General features: G+C 70.8%; 19 protein-coding genes. 10 read left to right on the top strand and 9 right to left on the bottom strand.

Annotated features, from left to right (window positions below):
• Window positions 1-78 precede the first annotated feature (78 nt).
• Entirely contained in the window at window positions 79-2,706 is a 2,628-nt protein-coding gene (locus tag P7V53_RS31345; protein ID WP_280153401.1) for an EAL domain-containing protein, read from the top strand.
• Here P7V53_RS31345 and P7V53_RS31340 read toward each other — a convergent pair.
• Window positions 2,665-3,387 carry an RNA polymerase sigma factor gene (locus P7V53_RS31340; RefSeq protein WP_280153400.1) on the bottom strand — a complete coding sequence of 241 codons (723 nt, stop codon included), beginning with the start codon at window positions 3,385-3,387 and terminating at the stop codon, window positions 2,665-2,667. The genes P7V53_RS31345 and P7V53_RS31340 overlap by 42 nt on opposite strands.
• Here P7V53_RS31340 and P7V53_RS31335 point away from each other — a divergent pair.
• On the top strand, window positions 3,371-3,922 hold the full coding sequence (locus P7V53_RS31335) for a nuclear transport factor 2 family protein (RefSeq protein WP_280153399.1): 552 nt from the start codon (window positions 3,371-3,373) through the stop codon (window positions 3,920-3,922). The genes P7V53_RS31340 and P7V53_RS31335 overlap by 17 nt on opposite strands.
• Before the next feature lie 76 nt (window positions 3,923-3,998).
• Window positions 3,999-4,187: a hypothetical protein gene (locus P7V53_RS31330; RefSeq protein WP_280153398.1), complete on the top strand. Its 189-nt coding sequence runs from the start codon at window positions 3,999-4,001 to the stop codon at window positions 4,185-4,187.
• An 11-nt stretch (window positions 4,188-4,198) separates the two neighbouring features.
• Here the strand turns inward: P7V53_RS31330 and P7V53_RS31325 are convergent, their stop codons facing one another.
• The 8 genes from P7V53_RS31325 to P7V53_RS31290 all read right to left on the bottom strand — a co-directional run bounded on the left by P7V53_RS31325 (window position 4,199) and on the right by P7V53_RS31290 (window position 10,671).
• The gene (locus tag P7V53_RS31325) at window positions 4,199-4,756 is read right to left on the bottom strand and encodes a DNA-3-methyladenine glycosylase (RefSeq protein ID WP_280153397.1); all 558 of its coding nucleotides are present in this window, start codon (window positions 4,754-4,756) and stop codon (window positions 4,199-4,201) included.
• Window positions 4,753-5,526: a DUF1499 domain-containing protein gene (locus tag P7V53_RS31320; RefSeq protein ID WP_280153396.1), complete on the bottom strand. Its 774-nt coding sequence runs from the start codon at window positions 5,524-5,526 to the stop codon at window positions 4,753-4,755. The genes P7V53_RS31325 and P7V53_RS31320 overlap by 4 nt, the downstream gene beginning before the upstream one ends.
• A gap of 14 nt (window positions 5,527-5,540) precedes the next feature.
• Entirely contained in the window at window positions 5,541-6,731 is a 1,191-nt protein-coding gene (locus tag P7V53_RS31315; protein ID WP_280153395.1) for an MFS transporter, read from the bottom strand.
• A gap of 49 nt (window positions 6,732-6,780) precedes the next feature.
• On the bottom strand, window positions 6,781-8,091 hold the full coding sequence (locus tag P7V53_RS31310; RefSeq protein ID WP_280153394.1) for a HAMP domain-containing sensor histidine kinase: 1,311 nt from the start codon (window positions 8,089-8,091) through the stop codon (window positions 6,781-6,783).
• Window positions 8,088-8,771, bottom strand: a complete 684-nt coding sequence (locus tag P7V53_RS31305) for a response regulator transcription factor (protein WP_280153393.1) — start codon at window positions 8,769-8,771, stop codon at window positions 8,088-8,090. The genes P7V53_RS31310 and P7V53_RS31305 overlap by 4 nt, the downstream gene beginning before the upstream one ends.
• 27 nt (window positions 8,772-8,798) lie before the next feature.
• The gene (locus tag P7V53_RS31300) at window positions 8,799-9,272 is read right to left on the bottom strand and encodes a Spy/CpxP family protein refolding chaperone (protein ID WP_280153392.1); all 474 of its coding nucleotides are present in this window, start codon (window positions 9,270-9,272) and stop codon (window positions 8,799-8,801) included.
• Window positions 9,273-9,381: 109 nt separating this feature from the next.
• Window positions 9,382-10,185, bottom strand: coding sequence for a dienelactone hydrolase family protein (locus tag P7V53_RS31295; protein WP_280153391.1), 804 nt, complete (start codon window positions 10,183-10,185; stop codon window positions 9,382-9,384).
• A gap of 222 nt (window positions 10,186-10,407) precedes the next feature.
• A complete protein-coding gene (locus tag P7V53_RS31290) occupies window positions 10,408-10,671 on the bottom strand; it encodes a hypothetical protein (protein ID WP_280153390.1) in 264 nt (87 codons plus the stop codon).
• A gap of 90 nt (window positions 10,672-10,761) precedes the next feature.
• On the opposite strand from P7V53_RS31290, the gene P7V53_RS31285 reads away from it, so the two are divergent.
• From P7V53_RS31285 to P7V53_RS31255, 7 genes are all read left to right on the top strand, one after another.
• A complete protein-coding gene (locus P7V53_RS31285; RefSeq protein WP_280153389.1) occupies window positions 10,762-11,727 on the top strand; it encodes a hypothetical protein in 966 nt (321 codons plus the stop codon).
• A gap of 25 nt (window positions 11,728-11,752) precedes the next feature.
• A complete protein-coding gene (locus tag P7V53_RS31280) occupies window positions 11,753-12,811 on the top strand; it encodes a class I SAM-dependent methyltransferase (RefSeq protein WP_280153388.1) in 1,059 nt (352 codons plus the stop codon).
• A gap of 85 nt (window positions 12,812-12,896) precedes the next feature.
• Window positions 12,897-15,527, top strand: coding sequence for a M1 family metallopeptidase (locus P7V53_RS31275; protein ID WP_280153387.1), 2,631 nt, complete (start codon window positions 12,897-12,899; stop codon window positions 15,525-15,527).
• Between the two features lie 143 nt (window positions 15,528-15,670).
• A complete protein-coding gene (locus P7V53_RS31270; protein WP_280153386.1) occupies window positions 15,671-15,892 on the top strand; it encodes a molybdopterin-binding protein in 222 nt (73 codons plus the stop codon).
• Between the two features lie 4 nt (window positions 15,893-15,896).
• Window positions 15,897-16,487 carry an alpha/beta hydrolase gene (locus tag P7V53_RS31265; protein ID WP_280153385.1) on the top strand — a complete coding sequence of 197 codons (591 nt, stop codon included), beginning with the start codon at window positions 15,897-15,899 and terminating at the stop codon, window positions 16,485-16,487.
• Window positions 16,488-16,597: 110 nt separating this feature from the next.
• Window positions 16,598-17,599, top strand: a complete 1,002-nt coding sequence (locus P7V53_RS31260) for a sulfate ABC transporter substrate-binding protein (RefSeq protein ID WP_280153384.1) — start codon at window positions 16,598-16,600, stop codon at window positions 17,597-17,599.
• A gap of 139 nt (window positions 17,600-17,738) precedes the next feature.
• Entirely contained in the window at window positions 17,739-18,767 is a 1,029-nt protein-coding gene (locus P7V53_RS31255) for a sulfate ABC transporter substrate-binding protein (protein ID WP_280153383.1), read from the top strand.
• Window positions 18,768-18,770 lie beyond the last annotated feature (3 nt).

The raw sequence follows: 18,770 nt of genomic DNA, 5'->3' as shown, positions 1-18,770 counted from the left end.
AGAACAATGCAGCACATCGGCGCCGTCCTCTCCGCCCCCTGGGTAGGGGCTTTCATCTGGACGCTGGTGGCAAGCTGCATGCGCACCGAGGCCGCGCGTCGCGGCCTGCGGCTGTCCAACGTGTCCGCGCTGTCGGTGGCTGAGCAGGCGAGCGCGCTGGACAAGCTGCTCGACGATGGCGTCGACACGCTCGTGATGAAGCCGATGGGCGGCAACGATCCCGCCCTGCTGGCCCTGCTGCGCCGGGCGCAGGCGGCCGGCGTTCCGGTGATCACGCTCGATTCCTTCATCGATGACCCTGCGGTGATCTGCACCGTCGGGAGCGACAACGAGAAGGCCATCGCCCGGGTGGCCGAATTCGTGTTCGAGCGGATGGGCGCCCGCGGCAAGGTGGCGTATTTCCAGGGCGACGACCGTCTGCCCGCCGGCGCACTGCGCAACGCCGCCTTCCATCGCCTGCTGCCGCGCTACCCCGGCATCTCGCTGGTTCACGAGGACATGCTCGACTGGGTCACGCCGATGTCGCGCCAGGGCCGCGGCGCGGAGCTCATGCGCGCCCTCCTGGCGCGGCACCCCGACCTCGATGCCCTCATCACGGCCAGCGACGAGGCGGCGCTGGGCGCCATCGATGCCATCGCCGAAGCCGGCCTCGCGGGCCGCATCCTCGTGTCCGGCTTCGATGCGCTGCCGGAGGCACTGCTGTGCGTCCGCGACGGCACCCTGGCGGCGACCATCCGGCAGATGCCGCAGCGCATCGCAGATCGCGCGCTGGAGGTGGCGGTCTCCGCGCTCGAGGGGCGCAGCGTCCCGCGTCGGGCGTACGTCGACACCGAGCTGATCACCGCCGACAACATGATCGAGACCGCGCTCGGCTCGCTTCGGCTGGTGCCCGGCCTCATCTACGACCTGAGCGCCAACCACCAGCTGCAGCGCGAGCTGCAGCAGTCGGTGATCGACAAGCAGGCGGCCATCCTGCGCACCGTGGTCGCCGTGTCCAATGCCGTCGGTCGCATGCGCGACCCGCAGGCGATGAAGCAGCAGGTGGCGGGGCTGCTGTGCGAGCAGTTCGGACTGGACCACGCGGCCGTGCTGGCGGACGGCGCGGCAGTCCCCGCTTCATCAGAGGCCTGCGCGTCGCAGCTCGTGCTGCCGCTGAAGACGGCCGAGCGCGAGCTGGGCGTGCTGTATCTGCGAAGCGCACGGCCCAAAGCCTTCGATGCGGAGACGGTCGCCGTCCTCCAGGCCATCGCGCACCAGCTGGCGATCGCGCTGGACAACGCCAACCTGTATGCCGAGACGGTGCGCCTGGCGCAGAGCGAGCTGCGCGAGAGCCGCGCTCGGCTGGCCCACGCGGAGCGCGCCGAATACCTGGCGCTGCACGACGCGCTCACGGGCCTGCCGAACCGGCGCCTGTTCAACCGGCTGCTGGACCAGGCGATCAGCCAGTCGCTGCGCTACCACCGCAAGCTCGCGGTGATGTTCGTCGACCTCGATCACTTCAAGCAGATCAACGACACGTTGGGGCACGAGGCGGGCGACAAGCTGCTGCAGCAGGCGGCGCAGCGGCTGAAGGATTGCCTGCGAGAGAGCGACACCGTCGCGCGGCTCGGAGGCGACGAATTCGTCGTGCTGCTGACGGATCTCGTCGACGCCGTCCACCCGGCCACTGTGGCGCAGAAGGTGATCGCCGCCGTGGCCAACCCCTTCACGCTCATCGGTCACGCGTTCCGCGTCACCGCGAGCGTGGGCATCAGCGTGTACCCGGAGGACGGCACCGACGAGCAGACCCTGGCCAAGAACGCCGACATCGCGCTGTACCACGCGAAGAAGGAAGGCAAGGACAACTACCAGTTCTACTCGCCGCGGCTGAACACGCATTCGCTGGAGCGCGTGGCGCTCGAGGCCAGCCTGCGTCGTGCGCTGGAGCGCCAGGAGTTCCGCCTGCACTACCAGGCCAAGCGCGACACCGGCAGCGACCGCATCACCGGCATGGAGGTGCTGCTGCGCTGGCAGCACCCCGACCGGGGCCTGGTGGCGCCGCTGCGCTTTCTGCCGGTTGCCGAGGAGACCGGGCTCATCGTGCCGCTCGGCAAGTGGGTGCTGCGCACGGCCTGCCGCCAGAACATGGAGTGGCAGGCACAGGGCCTGCCGCCGCTGGTGGCGGCGGTGAACCTCACGCCGCGGCAGTTCAACGACGACGCGCTCGTGCCAGACATCCGCGCGCTGCTGGCCGAGACCGGCATGCCGGCCGACCTGCTGGAGCTCGAGATCACCGAGAAGACGCTCATGCAGGACAACGAGCGCACGCTGCGCATCCTGCGGGCGCTGAAGACCGAGGGCGTTCGCATCGCCATCGACGACTTCGGCACGGGATATTCATCGTTGTCCGCCCTGAAGAAGTTCCCGCTCGACACGATCAAGATCGACCACTCGTTCATCCGCGGCGCGTGCAGCACGCCAGACGAGCGCCATGTGGCCGAAGCCATCATCGCGATGGGCCGCACCTTGAGCCTGACCATCGTGGCCCAGGGCGTAGAGACGCGCGAGCAGGCCGACTTCCTGCGCCAGCACGCCTGCGACGAGTTCCAGGGCTTCTATTTCAACGCGCCGGTGCCGGCGGAGCAGTTCGCGACAGCGTTGAGGAAGCAGGGCTGCGCGCGCCCCTCAACCCGGCCCTCTCCTGCCAGCGGGAGAGGGATCACGTAGACGCTCCATCACCTGGGCGACGACCCTGTCGCAATGCGCGCCGCCGAACTCGAACAGGTCGCGCTCGGCGAGGTCGATCTCCTGGGCCAGCGCCTCGCGCAGCAGGCCTCGCGCCCGGAAGTGCCGGCTGCGCACCGTCGCCTCGGGAATGTCGAGACATTGCGCGGTTTCCTCCACGCTCATCTCCTCGACCGCGCGCAGCACGAACACCATGCGGAAGGCTTGGGGCAGCGCGTCGAGCTTGCGCTCGAGCAAGGTGCGCATCTGGGAGCGGCCGAGCGCCTGATCGGGGGTGTCCGCTTCCGCCGGGGCCATCGCCTCCAGGTCTATGCGCTCGGGGTCGCTGCCCTGGATCATGGGGATCACGTTGTGACGCCGGGCACCGCGACGCAGTCGTCCCAGGCATTCGTTGAGCACCAGGCGCGACAGCCAGGTCGACAGCGCCGCTTCGCCGCGAAATCGCCCGATCGCCCGGTAGGCCGAGAGGTAGGCTTCCTGCAGCGCGTCCTCGGCCTCGGCGTCGTCACGCAGCGTGGCCCGCGCGAGACGGTACAGGCGTCGGTTGTGGCGCCGCATCAGGCGCTCGAAGGCGGCGCAGTCGCCTTCGGCAATGCGGCGGGCGAGCGCCATGTCGTCGAGCTCGACATCGGCCGCAGTCGTGGGCGTGGGCAAGGTGTTCATCGTCGCCTCCTCGAGCGTTCGACGTCGTCCAGCACTGCAGCGTTCCCACCTACACTGCCGCGCGATGACATCGCTTCCGAAAGTCTTCTGGCGCGCCGCGGCCGTGCTCACGCTGGCCGGCTGCGCCTCATCGTCCGGCGGCACCGACGACAGCACCCGCCGGCAGCTCGTCGCCCAGGCCGATGCCTGGGACCAAGCGATCGTCCGCAAGGACCGCGCTGCCATCGAAGCCAACATGGCCCGGCGCTTTTTCCAGATCGGCGGTGACGGCAGCGTTACCGAACGCGCCCAATTCATCGACGAGCTGGTCGACCCCGACCTGGTCATCGAGCCGTACACCGTCGAGGGTCTGACCGTGCTGCTGCACGGCGACACCGCGCTGCTGAGCGCGACGACGCGCATGACCGGGCGCTACCAGGGAAAACGCTTCGACACCCACTACCGCTACATCGACACCTATGTCCGCGAAGACGGACGCTGGAAGGTGCTCGCGGTGCAGATCACGCCGATCCCGGCGCCCCGTAGCGAAAAGTGAGCGAGGCGCTGTCCTACAGTCGCGCGCGGTGCCATCGCCTAGTCTTCGATCACCTGCCTCGGCAAAAGGACCGCAGATGGCCACCCGTCCTCAAGACTTTCCGACGTCGTTGAACAGCGGCGAGCCCAGTTTTCCCACCGACACGCGCGTCGGCGAGACCCATCCCGAGAGTCCTGAGGAAGAGCGTGGCGATCACCGCGACACGCCACGCCGCCGTCCGCCGAAGGCACAGGACGACGAGGCGCAAGCGCCCACCGAGCGCTGACGTCGCGCCGCTCAGCGGAACGGCCGGCTGACGAAGCGCGATCCGCGGAGTCCGAAACGCCAGGGCACGTCCACCGCCTTCGAGATGCCGATGCGCGGCCCGCGCACGACGGCCGCACGGCGCGGCGGCTCGATCAGCTCGAACGGCGGCGCATCGAGCCGCAGCCCGTCGTGCTCGCGGGTCACGCCGAGCGCCTGGCATACGCGGCCCGGGCCGGCGCACAGCAGGCGCTCGTCGTCCAGGCCGCGCCGCTCGCGCATCACGTCCAGACCTTGCGTCGGCTCGAGCGCGCGGATCAGCACGCCGGCGCCGTGGCCTGACTCGCGGCAGACGAAATTGAGGCACCAGTGGATGCCGTAGGAGCGGTAGACATAGGCGTGCCCGGGCGGGCCGAACATCGTCGCGTTGCGCGGGTTGGGGCCGCCGTAGCTGTGCGACGCCGGGTCCGAACGGTCGTAGGCCTCGGTCTCGACGATGCGGCCGCCCACCCCGTCGACCAGCACCGTCACGCCGATCAGGCGGCGCGCGACCTCGTCCGACGAGGCGAGGAAGTCGATGCCGGCGATCACCCGCCGCGCCCCAGCGCGTGCAGGGTTTGCAGATAGGCGCGGACGCGCTCGGCATTGGCGCCGAGATCGCTGCGGCCGACGCGCGACACCGAGCGCAGGTCGACGCGGCTGCCCTGAGGCGCGGACCGGATGCGCACGACCACATCGTCCTTGAAGCCGAACAGCCGGGTCGTCGCGGTCGCCTCGATGCGCAAGTCGTGCGGCGACACCGTCACGATCTCCCAGCCCATGGCGCGCACCGCCTGCTCGGCCAGCAGCAACGCGCGCGCCGGCGGGACGTCGAGCATGGCGGGGGCGATGTCGGGATAGGCCATGCGCTGCTGGGCCGCCACCTCGGGGTCGTAGTCGAGCGAATTCGGTGCGCCCGCACGCAGTGGCACCACGGCGACGAAGCGCGGCGGATCCTGGGTGTCGGTGGTGATGTCGTGGATGGGCGGCACGCGGGTCGACTTGCGCGCCATCGCCAGCGGCGGCGCGGCGACCAGCGCGGCGATCACCAGGGCGATCGCTGCGAGCACGACGGTGCGGCGCGACGACCCGCGCACTCCGGCGACGATCGCCAGCGCGGCGAGCAAGGCGGCCGCGAGCGCGCCCCCGGTTGCGCCCATCATCGTGCGGATGCCGGCGCCGACGCCCCACCACTGCTGGCGGTAGCCGATGCCGGCCAGCAGCATCGCGAGGCCGCAGGCCGGCGCCAGCACGAGCGCTGCCGTGGCGAGCCGCGGACCGAGCCGCACGAAGCGGCCGGCCGGTGCGACGGGGTCTGGCATGGTCAGTACTCCTTTCATTCACCCGCAGGCCGATGGCGGCGGAAGGCGCGCCACAGGGCGAGGTCGTAGGCGATTTTCAGCAGGCCGCACAGCACGAGCGGGGCGCTGATCCAGCCTGCGGCGAACAGCGCGCCACCCAAGGTCGGGCTCAGCGCCGACGCCAGGCTGCGCGGCACCGCGGTGAAGCTGGCGGCGGCCGCGCGCTCGGCCGGCGTCACGACGGCCATCACGTAGGCGGTGCGTGTCGGCACGTCCATCTGCGAGAGCGCGCTGCGCACGAACAGCAGCGCCAGCGCGAGCGAAAGCTGCGGCGCGAGGCCGGCGAGGACCAGGCAGACATTGGCCGGAATGTGCGTGAAGACCATCGTGTTCAGCAAGCCGATGCGCGCAGCGACCCGGGGCGCGACGAGCTGCGACGCTGCGCTCAGCAGCCCGGCCCAGAAGAAGAATGCGCCGGCCTGCGCCAGGGACAGCCCGAAGCGCTGCAGCAGCCACAGCGACAGCAGTGAGTTGACCACCAGGCCCCCGGCGAAGGCATCGACACAGAACAGCGCGGCCAGCCGGACCACGATGCCGCGCGAAGGCCCGAGCGGCGCGGCAGGCGCGTCGGCCGCGGTCATCGCGGATGCGGCGGTGCGCCGATACAGCCACCACACCGCCAGCCCGATCGCGGCGTACACCAGGAAAGGCATCTTCAGCGCCTCCAGCCGGCTGAAGTTCGAGCGCTGCGCGAGCGCATCGGGCAGCGCGGCGGCGAGCGCACCCACCGCGGCGCACAGGGCGCCCAGCACGCTGTAGCGCGCGAACAGTGCCGTGCGCGCCTCGCCCTGCGCGGCGCCGGCGAGCCGCGCATGCTCCAGCGGCAGGAACATCGACACGTCTCCCGAGCTGGGGTTGAGCGTCCCGGCAAAGGCCACGGCCATCAGCGGCCAGAACGACGAGAAGCCCGCGAAACCGAGACCGGTGGCCACCATGAGGCATGCCGCGGCGCGCAGCCATCCTGAAGTGGCGAAGCGATGGCCGACGGCGCCGACCGCCAGCGTGGCGGCGGCCGAGCCGAGCAAGGTGGCGGTGCTGATCAACCCGACCTCGAGCTGGCCGAGGCCGAGCTCGAGCAGGTAGGCCGGCAGCAGCACCGCCACCGCGCCGTCGCCGAAGGCGCGCAGCGAGCGGGCGAGCAGGATGGGGCGGACGGTCAGCGTCACGTCGTTCGTGGGTTGGGGTGGAGGGTAGCGGAACCCCGACCTGCGAAGGCTACAAAGGCAAGGACAGGCTGACTTCCAATCCCGGCGACGCGTTGCGGATCGACATCGTCGCGCCATGCGCCTGCGCCACCAGGCGGCACAGGTACAGGCCCAGCCCCACGCCGCCGGTGCTGCGCTGGCGCGCCGCGTCGACGCGATAGAAGGCCTGCGTCAGCTGGGCAAGGTGTTCCGGCGGCACGCCGGGCCCGTGATCGCGCACCACCAGCATCACGCGATCGCCTGCGCGCTCCGTGCGCACGACGACCGCATCGCTGTGGCGCAGCGCGTTGTCGAGCAGGTTGCGCAGCAGCAGGCGCATGCGCATGCGATCGAGCGGCAGCGTGGGCAGCCCGCTGGCCAGCGCCGTCGTCACCGGCCGGTCCGCGAAGCCGCTTGCCAGCGTCTCGTCGATGAGCCGGTTCAGGTCGCTCGCCTCCGGCTGCAGCGCGGCGTGGCCGGAAGCGAGCCGTTCGCTTTCCAGCAGGTCGATGACGAGGTCACGCATCTCGGCCAGATCGTGCAGCAGCGCGGCGCGCGCCTCGCTCTCGTCGACGAGCTCGGCGTTCAGCCGGGCGCGCGTCAAGGGCGAGCGCAGCTCGTGACTGATGGCCAGGAGAAGGGCGCGCTTGGCGTCCAGCATCGCGCGCAGCTCGTCGGCCATCGTGTTGACCTGCTGGGCCAGCTCGCCCAGCTCGTCGTGGCGGCGAAGCGGGATTCGGTGCGTCAGGTCACCCTGGCCGAAGCGGATTGCGCCCTCACGGATGTCGTCCAGCGGACGCAGCAGCCGCCGCACCAGCGCGAAGGCCAGCAGCGTCAGCAGCAGCAGCACGCCGAGCGTGCTCCAACCCATCAGGTGCGGGGCCATCACCGTCTGCGGATCGGCGAGCGCGAAGGTGATGCGATGGCCGTCGTCGAGCCGACGCACGTGGAAGCGATGCAGCTCGCCGTCGGGCCACTGCGGGTGCCAGCGCTGCCAGCGGCGTGTTGCCTCGGGATGCGAGTCCCAGTTGACGCGCGGGCCGTCGATGCGGATGGACAGCGGCAGCTCGCGGGTCAGCGCCTGTGCGCGCGCGACGTCGGGCGGCGTCCCGATCTGCGCCGTGAGGAGGTCGAGGTAGTGCGAGGTCAGGGGCCGGCCGTAACCTTGCCAGCCGCCGCGCACCATCTCGCGAACGCCGGCGACGAAGGTGACGGTGGTCGCCAGCGCGAGCAGCAGGAACAGGCCGACGAGGCGCCACTTCAGCGAATGCCGCATGCTTCGCCGCGCGGCGTGCCACTTCTGGCGCCATCCCCGCGACGCCGGCGCCGCGGCTGCGCTCACGCGCGGCCTCCGGTGAATGCATAGCCGACGTTGCGCAGCGTCTTGATGCAGTCCAGCGGCTCCAGCTTCTTGCGCAGCCGGCTCACCAGGATGTCCACGGCGCGCGTGTAGAGGTCTTCGGCCGACTGGCCGCGCAGGCGCTCGAGGATCTGCTCGCGCGTGAACACCTTCGCCGGCTCGCGCGCGAGGAGGATGAGCAGCTCGTATTCGGTGCCGGTGAGATCGAGCAGCGCCCCCTCTCGCCGCACCTCGCGCCGGTCGAGGTCGATGTCCAGGCCGTCGAACACCAGCCGGCGCGCGCCCGCGGCGTGGTCGGCGGCACGAGAGCGGCGCAGGATCGTCGTCAGCCGCGCCAGCAGCTCGCGCGGCTCGAAGGGCTTGGGCAGGTAGTCGTCGGCGCCGATCTCCAGGCCGACGACGCGATCCATCACCTCGCCGCGCGCGGTCAGCATGACGATGGGGATGTCGCTCTCGCGCCGGATCGCGCGGCACAGCGCGAAGCCGTCCATCTCGGGCAGCATCACGTCGAGGATGGCGGCGTCGTAGTGTCCCCGGCGCAGCATCGCCAGACCTTCGCTGGGGCGCAGCGCAGCGTCGAGCTCGAACTCGACGCGCTTGAAATAGGCGGCCAGCGGCGCGGCCAGGCGCTCGTCGTCGTCGATCAGCAGGATGCGGCGCATGGCGGCATTGTCGTGCGCCCCACCCGTTCAGCCGTGGTGACCCCAGCGGTGGCTGCGCTGCAGGAATTCGCGAACCCTCTGCTGCTGCTCGGGCCTGAGACTGTCGTAGAAGTCGCCGAGCGCGGCGATCACCTGCGGGCTCTTCTCGCGCAGCGCATTCAGCTTGGCGTTGACGAGATCCTGCGCATGCCAGCGGTCGAACGTGGCGTCCTTCATCAGCGATTGCACATCGGCCCGCGGGTCGGTCGTCCCGTGCAGCGCGGTGCGCTGCTCGTGCAGGCGGTCCAGCAGCGCCGTCAGCTTGGCCTTCTGCGCGGCATCGAGGTCGAGCTTGTCGGCCACCTTGTCGGCCGCTCGCGCCTTGAATTTCGCGGCGTCCTGCGGCCCCATCGATTGCCAGCCGCCGTGGCCGTAGTGCGAATGCGAGCAGGCGGCCACGCCGCCCAGCAGCGCGGAGGCGCCGAAAAGGCCGACGAAGGTGCGCTTGAGCCAGGGTTTCATCGTGTGCTCCTTGTCTGAACGAGGAGCACATCGTGCAGGGGCTGACGACGCGCGTCTTCTCCACGGCGTATCGCCGTGTTTCGTTTTATTGAGACCTCACCGCGGACGTCTACGGCTGCACGCCGTGCTGCCTGAACCAGGCCTGCATGCGCTGCCAGCCGTCCTCCGCCGCCTCGGCGCGATAGCTCGGCCGGTAGTCGGCATAGAAGGCGTGGCCGGCGTCCGGATACACCAGCACCTGCGACGCGCTGTTCGCCTCGCGCAGCGCCGCGCGCATCTGCTCCACCTGCTCGAGCGGGATGCCGGGGTCCTGTCCGCCGTACAGGCCGAGCACCGGCGCCTTGAGCTGGCCGGCGACATCGAGCGGGTGGCGCGGCTGCAGCCCGTGCTTGGGGCCGGCGAGCCGGCCGTACCAGGCGACGGCGGCCTTCACCTTGGGCTGGTGCGCGGCATAGAGCCAGGTGATGCGGCCTCCCCAGCAGAAGCCCGTGATGCCCAGGCGCGAGCCGTCCCCACCGTGCTGGCGGGCCCATTCGAAGGTGGCGTCGAGGTCGGCCAGCACCTGCTCGTCGGGGACCTTGGAGACGAGTTTGTCGCGCAGCTCGTCGATGCTGTCGTACGTTCGCGGATCGCCCTGGCGGAAATACAGCTCGGGGGCGATCGCGAAGTAGCCCAGCTTGGCCAGCCGGCGCGTCACGTCGCGGATGTGCTCGTGCACGCCGAAGATCTCCTGCACGACGAGCATGATCGGATGGTGGCCGCGCCGCTCGGGCACCGAGCGATAGGCCGGGATCGTCCCGGTCGGCGTCGGCACCTGCACCTCGCCGGCGTCGAGGCCGTGGATGTCGGTGCGGATGGCGTTCGTGGGCAAGGGATCGGCGGCGGGGGCGTAGGGTTGTGAACGAGAGCTCATGGTCGGTGTATGGGACTGAAGGGGCTTGCCCGTGCACGCACCTGGCACGCGCGGGTCCGGGCCACGGCAAGCGATGTGGGGATCATCGCAGCGCGCTTCTCCCGGCGGCGCTTCTCGAGTGCAAAGTGATGTCCCACGAATGGCATTGGCAAGCGGGGTCAATGCAGCAGCGCAACCCGTGCCTCTTGTCATCAGCGCCGACTTCGAGGGTCGGCGGCCTGCCTACGCGCCGCGGCCGACGTCCTGTTCGAAGTGACGCACCCGCCGCATCACGAGTGCGGCCTGCAGACAGCGATCCGATGGCGGCGCAGCGCACTCCTCGGGCACGCCATTTGCCGGATGCTCCGACGCGCCCGGCCCCGGCGTGGTGGAATCCGAACCGCCGCGCTGCGCCGTGGCGGCCGTCTCGTCGGCCGCGCGCCGGCGCAGGAACAACGCTTCGAGCAGCGCGCGGGCATTGATGAGCATCGGTTGGAGGAGGACCATGAGGCGGACCGTTGTAGGGGGCGATTGCGACCGGATGATGACAACCGTGCCGACGGCTTTTCCGATGCGGCAGGCGTGAGGCGCCGCCGAATGGCCCAGATGGCGAGCGCCAATGCGACCGAGCCGATCGGCTGCGAGGCCCTGGCCGATCAGCTCGGCGATCGGGTCGCTGCCCTGCTGCACGCGCGCCCCGGCGAACTGCGCATGGCGCCGCTCGGCCACGTCGTGCCGCGACCCGATGCCTGCTGCGTGCTGAGCGTGACGGATGCCGCCGGCCGGCCTCGCGCGGTCATCCTGTGCGCCCCGCCCGAGGCGCCGGACATGGTGCAGCGCGCGATGGACCGCGCGAGGCGCTCCAAGGCCTCGCTGCCGCTGCGCGCTTCGCGGCACATCCTGGATCCGCTGGCGCTGGGGCGCATCGGCGCGCTGAGCTACGCCGTGCTGCCGCACTGCCGCGAACTTGCCGCGGGCGGGCTGGCGTGGCGCGTGCAGCGCCAGGCGCTCAGCCCCGCGCTGTTCGACTGGCTGTTCACCGTCAACCAGGCCACGCTGCGGCCGATCCAGGACGACGAGCTCGAGTGGCGTTTCGTGCAGCCGCTGCAGCGGCTGGCCGCGCTCGACGCGGTCACCGCCGCCGTGCGCGACGACGCGCAGCGCGCGGCCGAGCGGCTTCAGCAAGGCGGCTGGTGGCCGCGCACGGTGCTGATGCACGGCGACCTGTGGAAAGGCAACGTGCTGTTGCGCCCGGCCACCGGCCTGGCCGATGCGGTGGCATGGCGCGAGCGCTTCATCGTCATCGACTGGCCCGGCTCCGATTCCTGCGGCTACGCGTTTTTCGACCTCGTGCGACTGGCGCAGTCGATGCGCCCGCGCCGCGCCGCGCTCGCCCGCGAGTTCGAGCGTCACTGCGCCTTGCTGGAGTGCGGCCGCGACGATGCCGCGGGCTGCCTGCTGGCCGCGCTGGGCCGCATGGCGATGCAGCTCGAGCACTTTCCGATGCAGCGCTTCGCGCAGATGGCCGACGCGTGCCATGCGACGCTGCGCCAAGCCTTCTGACACGACGACAAAGGACCCGACTCCGATGGCCCATGACTCCCTGCTCGAACGGCCCTATGCCTGCCCGCTGACGCACCTGCCGCTGCACGGCGAGGGCGATGCGCTGCGCGGCGCGCCGGGCGGTCCCAGCTACCCGCTGCAAGGCGGCATCCCGCAGTTCCTGCGCTTCGGCTCGGCCGAGAGCGACGTCGGGCGCCGCAAGCTCGCGCGGCTCAACGAGCTTGCTCGCCGCGACGGCTGGGAGGCTGCCTTGCGCAGCGTGTACCGCGGCGAACCCGGCATGGTCGACTACGTGACGCAGCCGGAGCGAGCGTCGTTCATCGACCTGCTGCCGATCACGCCGGCGAGCGACGTGCTGGAGATCGGCCCTGGCCTGGGACAGTTCACGCCGCTGCTGGCGCGGCGCGCCCGTTCGGTGTCCGCGCTCGAGGTGGTCTCGGGCCAGGCGGAGTTCGTGGCCCAGCGCTGCGCTCAGCAGGGCTACGCCAACGTGCGGGTCGCCGCCGGCGGCGACGACTGCCGCCTGCCGTACCCCGATGCCAGCTTCGACGTGGTGGTCCTGAACCTGGTGTTCGAATGGTGCGCATCGCGCTGCCCCGAGGAGCGCGAGGTCGACGTGCAACGCCGGCTGCTCGCCGAGATGGCGCGCGTGCTGCGGCCGGGCGGGTCGCTGTACCTGTCGACCAAGAACCGCTTCGCCATCCGGTACCTGATCGGCAAAGCCGACGAGCACTCGCACAGCATGCGCTTCGGCAGCGCGCTGCCTCGTTCGCTGTGGCGCTGGCTGCTGCGCCGGCGCGGCCATGCGCGGCCGGGCGGGATGCTTCATTCGCACCGGGCACTGGCGGCGCTGCTGCGCGAGGCCGGCTTCGCGCGGCTCACGTCGTACTGGGCCGCCCCCGAGATGCGCTTCCCGAAGGACTACGTGCCCACCGATGCCGCGTCCGTGCGCGCCGCGCGGCGTCGTCCCGACTTCGTGCAGGGCGAAGGGCGCGGCGTGCGGCTGCTGATGCAGTGCGTGCCCGCGCCGCTCGTCAAGCATCTCACGCCGGGCTTGGCCTTCCTGGCGACGAAAGTGGTCTAGACCGGCTACAGTCGGGCCCGCAGGCGCGACCGGGCGACACAGCCCACGCCGCGCCCACCACACAGGGGAGACCAGGACGATGAGCATGCGGCGGCGCCTTGCCGTGGCGCTGGTTGCCGCTTTCGCGCTCGCCGCGGCAGCGGCGGCGTCGGCGCAGGCGCGATTCCAGTTCGACACCACCCCGGGGCGGCTCTCCAAGCAGGTCGTCCCGTCACACTACACGCTGACGCTCCACCTCGACCCGGCGCGCGACCGGTTCGAGGGCCGCGTCGCGATCGCGCTGCGCGTGCGCGAGCCGATGGCCGCGATCGAGCTTCACGCGCACGAACTCGCCGCGGGCAGGGCGCGCCTCGTGTCGGCGGCGGCCCCGCGCGAGCTCGCCATCACGCCCCAGCCGGCTGCGCAGATGTGGCGCCTGGCGCCGCAAGACGGGCAGGTCATCACGGCGGGCGAGTACCGGCTCGAGATCGACTATTCCGGCAAGGTGCGCGCGTATGGCGACGGCCTGTACCGCGCGCCGCACGGCCCTCAGGGCAGGCAGCTCATGCTGGCCACCCAGCTCGAGGCGATCTATGCGCGCACCGTGTTCCCGGCCTTCGACGAGCCGGCGTTCCGGGCGGCCTTCGACATCCGGGTGCGCGCGCCGGGCGGCTTCGAGGTGGTCTCCAACATGCCGCGGGCCAGCCGCCGCCTGGAAGGAGGCAGCGCGGTGCATCGCTTCAAGACCACCCCGCCGATGCCCACCTACCTGGTGAGCGTGGCGGTCGGCCGCTTCGACGTGCTGACCGGCCGGGCTGCCGGCGTGCCGCTGCGTTTGCTGACCGCCCCGGGGCGGCGCCCGCAGGCGCGGTACGCGATGCAGGCATCGAAGGAGCTGCTGCCCTACTACAGCGCGTACTTCGGCGTGCCGTTCGCGCTGCCCAAGCTCGACCAGCTCGCCGTGCCGAGCACGCGCTGGGGCGCGATGGAGGACTGGGGGCTCATTTCCTATGCCGAGGACATGCTGCTGTTCGATCCGAAGAGCAGCAGCCCGGACACGCAGCGCGACGTCTATGCGACCGTGGCGCACGAGATCGCCCACCAGTGGTTCGGCAACCTCGTCACCGCCGCATCGTGGGAGGAGATCTGGCTCAACGAGGCCTTCGCCACCTGGATGCAGGACAAGGCGATGGACCGCTTCAATCCGGCCTGGGAGGTGCCGCTGCAGCGGCGCGTGCCGGTCGATCAGGCGATGGCGCAGGACGCCGGCGCGGCGACCCGCCCGATCCGCTCGGGGCCGGTCAGCGAGACGGCGGTGTGGGACGTCTTCGACGGCATCACCTACGCCAAGGGCGGCGCGGTGCTGGGGATGCTGGAGCAATGGATCGGACCCGACGTGTTCCAGCGCGGGCTCGCGTCGTACATGAAGGAGCGCCGGCTCTCCAATGCGACCGCCGGCGACCTGTGGCACCACATGGCGCAGGCGTCGGGGCGTGACGTGCTCGCCGTGACTTCCAGCTGGACCGACCAGTCCGGCTTTCCGCGGGTGCAGGTGAGCACGGCCTGCGAGGCCGGGCGCACGCGCGTCACGCTGGCGCAATCGCGCTTCAGCACGTCGTCCGCGCCGCTGCCGGCGCAGCGCTGGCATATCCCGGTGCGTCTGCTGCAGGGGCGCCATTCGAGCACCGTGCTGCTGTCGCAGCCGCAGGCGGCCGTGGAGCTGGGCGGCTGCGACGACGGGCCGGTCCTCGCCAACGCCGGCGGGATCGGCTTCTACCGCGTCGCCTACGAGCCGGCGCAGCTCGATACGCTGACGGCGCGCTTCGCTGCGCTGGCGCCGGTCGACCGCGTCACGCTGCTCAGCGACACCTTCGCGCTGCTGCAGGCGGGCGAGGTCGCGATGCCGCCCTACCTGCGGCTGCTCTCGGCATTGCCGCAGGTGCAGGGGGCCGGCCGCACGGCGCTGTGGCAGGTCGCCGGCGCGCAGCTCGAGCTTCTCGACCGCGTCTTTGCCGGCACGGCGGCGCAACCCGCCTTGCACGCCTACGCCCGCTCGCTGCTCGCGCCGCAGCTGGCGCGGCTCGGGTGGGAGCCGCGGGCCGACGATGACGCGCAGACCCTCCAGTTGCGCGCGGGGCTGATCACCCTTCTCGCGCGTTTCGACGATCCGGCGGTGGTCACCGAGGCCGTGCGCCGCTTCGACCGCGACGAGGCGGGCCGCGGCGCGCTGCCGGCTTCCATCCGGGCCGCGGTGATCGGCGCCGTCGGCCGCCATGCCGACCGCGTCCATTTCGACCGGCTGCTGGCGCGGCTCGGGCGGACCGAAGCGGAAGAGGACCGGCAGCTGTTCGCGCGCTCGCTGGCGGCAGGTCGCGACGCGGCGCGTGCCGACGAGCTGCTCGCCGCCTGCCTGAAGGGCTCGGCGGCGCCGGGCAACGTGGCCTCCGCCGTGCCGGGCTACATGGCGCTGGAGTCGCCGTTCGGCGAGCTGGCGTACCGTTGGTCGGTGGCCCATTGGGCGCGCTGGGCCGCGCTGGCCGGCACGACGAGCCGCACCGCGCTGCTGCCCAGGGCCGCGGCCGGCTTCAACGACGAGGCGCAGGCCGCACGCCTGGTCGAGGACCAGCGGCGGGCGATGGGACCGGACGGCGATGTGCAGGCCGCGCGCGAAGCGGAGGACATCCGCTTGCGCGCGGCGGTGAAGGCGCGGTACGCGACCGGGTTTCGGCCGGAGTGATCCCCACCCCCTCGCCCTGAAAGCTGGCGGGAGCCGCCGCGCGGCGATCATGCGCAAACCGAATTTGCGCAGGCGCATTCGTTCGTTCGCCGGGGCGGTCGGCCTCGCTAAGGTGGTGCCTCGTCCAACGCCCAGGAGCCGCCATGAGCACCATCACCGCCATCAACGTCCGCAACCAGTTCCGCGGCCGCGTCAAGGAGATCATCGAAGGACCGGTGGTCTCCGAGATCGACGTCGAGACGCCCGCGGGCCTCATCGTCACCTCGGTCATCACCACGCGGTCGGTGAAGGAGCTCGGACTTGCCGTCGGCAAGCCGGTGATCGCGCTGGTCAAGTCGACCGAAGTGTCGATCGCGACCCTGTGATGCCGTGAAGCCCGCCCGCGTGCTGATCGTCCCGGGCCTGCACGGCAGCGGCCCGGCGCACTGGCAGACCTGGCTGCAGGCGCACTGGCGCAACGCGGTGCGCGTGCAGCAGGACGACTGGTCCGACCCCGACCTGCTGCGCTGGTCGCGACGCATCGGCGAGGCGGCGGCCCGTGATCCGGACACGCCGTGGATCGCCGTCGCGCACAGCTTCGGCTGCCTGGCGCTGGCACACCACCTGGCGCAGCGCCCGCGGCGCGACGAAGGCGGGATTGCCGGTGCCTTGTTCGTCGCGCCGGCCGCGCCGGCGCGCTTCGGTCTCGGCGAGGTCGTGCCGCAGCGCCGGCTGGGCGTGCCTGCCACGCTGCTGTCCAGCGACACCGACCCCTGGATGCCGGCAGCCGACGCCGCCGCGTGGGCCGCCCGCTGGGGCGCACGCTGCATCAACCTCGGCGACGTGGGCCACATCAACGTCGATGCCGGCTTCGGGCCGCTGCCGCGCGCGCTGCAGATCACGCAATCGCTGATCCGGAGGGTCGAGCGCGCACGCCGTCCACAGAGAGCCGGCATTCTGGAGTTCTCCTTCGCGGTGTGACGGGCCGGCGTTGCTCGCAAACCGAATAAGCAATCGCAGTTTGATTCGTTCGGGCGCCCCGCGCTCCTTCCTACGATGCGCTCCAGCCTTTCGAACCAGGATCCCTTTCCATGACCCGCCTCATCCGCTCCTCGCTGCTGACCCTGGCCCTCGCCGCCGCTGCCGGCGCGGCGCTCGCCAAGGACGTCACCTTGCTGAACGTCTCGTACGACCCGACCCGCGAGCTCTACCAGGACTTCAACAAGGCTTTCGCCAAGCACTGGAAGGCCAAGACCGGCGACAACGTGGTCGTGAAGACCTCGCATGGCGGCTCGGGCAAGCAGGCCCGCTCGGTGATCGACGGCCTCGACGCCGACGTGGTGACTCTCGCGCTCGCCTACGACATCGACGAGATCGCCGAGAAGGGCAGGCTGCTCGCGCCGGATTGGCAGAAGCGCCTGCAGCACAACAGCGCCCCCTACACCTCGACCATCGTGTTCCTGGTGCGCAAGGGCAATCCGAAAGGCATCAAGGACTGGGACGACCTGGCCAAGCCGGGAGTCGGCGTCATCACCCCCAACCCGAAGACCTCGGGCGGGGCGCGCTGGAACTACCTCGCCGCCTGGGGCTATGCCCAGAAGAAGTTCGGCAGCGACGCGAAGGCGCAGGAGTTCGTGGCCAGCGTCTACAAGAACGTGCCGGTGCTCGACTCCGGCGCGCGCGGCGCGACCACCACCTTCGTCGAGCGCGGCATCGGCGACGTGCTGATCGCCTGGGAGAACGAGGCGCTGCTGGCGCTGAAGGAGCTGGGTCCGGACAAGTTCGACGTCGTCGCGCCGTCGGTGTCCATCCTGGCCGAGCCGCCGGTGGCGGTGGTCGACAAGGTGGTCGACCGCAAGGGCACCCGCGCTGTCGCCACCGCCTACCTCGAGTACCTGTACTCGGCGGAGGGCCAGGACATCGCGGGGCAGAACTACTACCGCCCCATCGACGCCGCGGCGGCGGCCAAGTACGCCAAGCAGTTCCCGAAGGTGAGCCTGTTCACCATCGACCAGGTCTTCGGCGGCTGGTCCAAGGCGCAGAAGACGCACTTCGCCGACGGCGGCGTGTTCGACAAGATCTACGGCAAATAGGCCGGGACAGGGCGTGGCAGCGGAATCCGAACATTCGTTTTCCTCATAAGAAACGAAGAAATCAGTCCTTCATCGCAGGCCGTGTCTTGCCTACGATGCACGGCTCGATTTCTCCCGGCCGCCTTCCGGCCCCAATCCCATGCCCCTCGTCGACCACCGCGCGCTGCGCCGCGCCCTCGTCCTCGCCCTTCCGCTCGCCGCGCTGGCGGTGCCTGCGGCGCATGCCGCGGGGCCGACGCTGCTGAACGTCAGCTACGACGTCGCGCGCGAGTTCTACAAGGACTACAACGCCGCCTTCATCAAGCACTGGAAGGCGACAGCCGGCGAAGACCTGACGGTCAACCAGTCGCATGGCGGCTCGAGCAAGCAGGCGCGTGCCGTGATCGACGGGCTGGAAGCCGACGTCGTCACGATGAACCAGTCGAACGACATCGACGCCATCGCCGAGCGCGGCAAGCTGCTGGCCGCCGACTGGGCGAAGCGGCTGCCCAACAACAGCGCCCCGACCACGTCGACCACGGTGATCCTGGTGCGCAAGGGCAACCCCAAGGGCATCAAGGACTGGGCCGACCTGGCACGGCCGGGCGTCAGCGTGGTCATCCCGAATCCCAAGATCACCGGCAACGGCCGCTACACCTACGTCGCTGCGTGGGGTGCCGCCATCAAGGCCGGGCAGTCGCCGGCGCAGGCGCGTGAGCTGGTGCAGAAGATCTTCGCCAACGTGCCCGTCTTCGACGGCGGCGGCCGCGCCGCCACCACCACGTTTGCGCAGCGCGGCATCGGCGACGCGCTGGCCACCTTCGAGAGCGAGGTCAACCTCATCAAGGCGGAGTTCGGAGGCGACTTCGATGTCGTCTACCCGAGGTGGAGCATCCTGGCCGAGAACCCGGTGGCGGTGATCGACAAGGTGGTCGACAAGAAGGGCACGCGCAAGCAGGCCGAGGCCTACCTGAAATACCTGTGGTCCGACGAGGCGCAGGAGATCGCCGCCAGGCACCAGCTGCGCCCGCGCTCCGCGCCGCTGCTGGCCAAGTACGCCAAGGACTTCCCGAAGGTCGACACCTTCACCATCGACGAGGTGTTCGGCGGCTGGAGCAAGGCGCAGAAGGAGCACTTCGACGACGGGGCCACCTACGACCAGATCCTGAAGGCCGGCAAGAAGTCCTGACCG

It is taken from the genome of Piscinibacter sp. XHJ-5, from assembly GCF_029855045.1.
Classification (GTDB): Bacteria; Pseudomonadota; Gammaproteobacteria; order Burkholderiales; family Burkholderiaceae_C; genus Albitalea.
Note: the sequence above shows the minus strand (reverse complement) of the source record. Positions and strands in the feature narration are given on the sequence as shown.

Excerpts from the sequence above, each read along its gene's own strand:
- P7V53_RS31345 (WP_280153401.1), top strand. The coding sequence starts at position 79 with ATGCGCACCGAGGCCGCGCGTCGCGGCCTGCGGCTGTCCAACGTGTCC.
- P7V53_RS31340 (WP_280153400.1), bottom strand. The coding sequence starts at position 3,387 with ATGAACACCTTGCCCACGCCCACGACTGCGGCCGATGTCGAGCTCGAC.
- P7V53_RS31330 (WP_280153398.1), top strand. The coding sequence starts at position 3,999 with ATGGCCACCCGTCCTCAAGACTTTCCGACGTCGTTGAACAGCGGCGAG.
- P7V53_RS31320 (WP_280153396.1), bottom strand. The coding sequence starts at position 5,526 with ATGCCAGACCCCGTCGCACCGGCCGGCCGCTTCGTGCGGCTCGGTCCG.
- P7V53_RS31305 (WP_280153393.1), bottom strand. The coding sequence starts at position 8,771 with ATGCGCCGCATCCTGCTGATCGACGACGACGAGCGCCTGGCCGCGCCG.
- P7V53_RS31300 (WP_280153392.1), bottom strand. The coding sequence starts at position 9,272 with ATGAAACCCTGGCTCAAGCGCACCTTCGTCGGCCTTTTCGGCGCCTCC.
- P7V53_RS31295 (WP_280153391.1), bottom strand. The coding sequence starts at position 10,185 with ATGAGCTCTCGTTCACAACCCTACGCCCCCGCCGCCGATCCCTTGCCC.
- P7V53_RS31290 (WP_280153390.1), bottom strand. The coding sequence starts at position 10,671 with ATGGTCCTCCTCCAACCGATGCTCATCAATGCCCGCGCGCTGCTCGAA.
- P7V53_RS31285 (WP_280153389.1), top strand. The coding sequence starts at position 10,762 with ATGGCCCAGATGGCGAGCGCCAATGCGACCGAGCCGATCGGCTGCGAG.
- P7V53_RS31280 (WP_280153388.1), top strand. The coding sequence starts at position 11,753 with ATGGCCCATGACTCCCTGCTCGAACGGCCCTATGCCTGCCCGCTGACG.
- P7V53_RS31275 (WP_280153387.1), top strand. The coding sequence starts at position 12,897 with ATGCGGCGGCGCCTTGCCGTGGCGCTGGTTGCCGCTTTCGCGCTCGCC.
- P7V53_RS31270 (WP_280153386.1), top strand. The coding sequence starts at position 15,671 with ATGAGCACCATCACCGCCATCAACGTCCGCAACCAGTTCCGCGGCCGC.
- P7V53_RS31260 (WP_280153384.1), top strand. The coding sequence starts at position 16,598 with ATGACCCGCCTCATCCGCTCCTCGCTGCTGACCCTGGCCCTCGCCGCC.
- P7V53_RS31255 (WP_280153383.1), top strand. The coding sequence starts at position 17,739 with ATGCCCCTCGTCGACCACCGCGCGCTGCGCCGCGCCCTCGTCCTCGCC.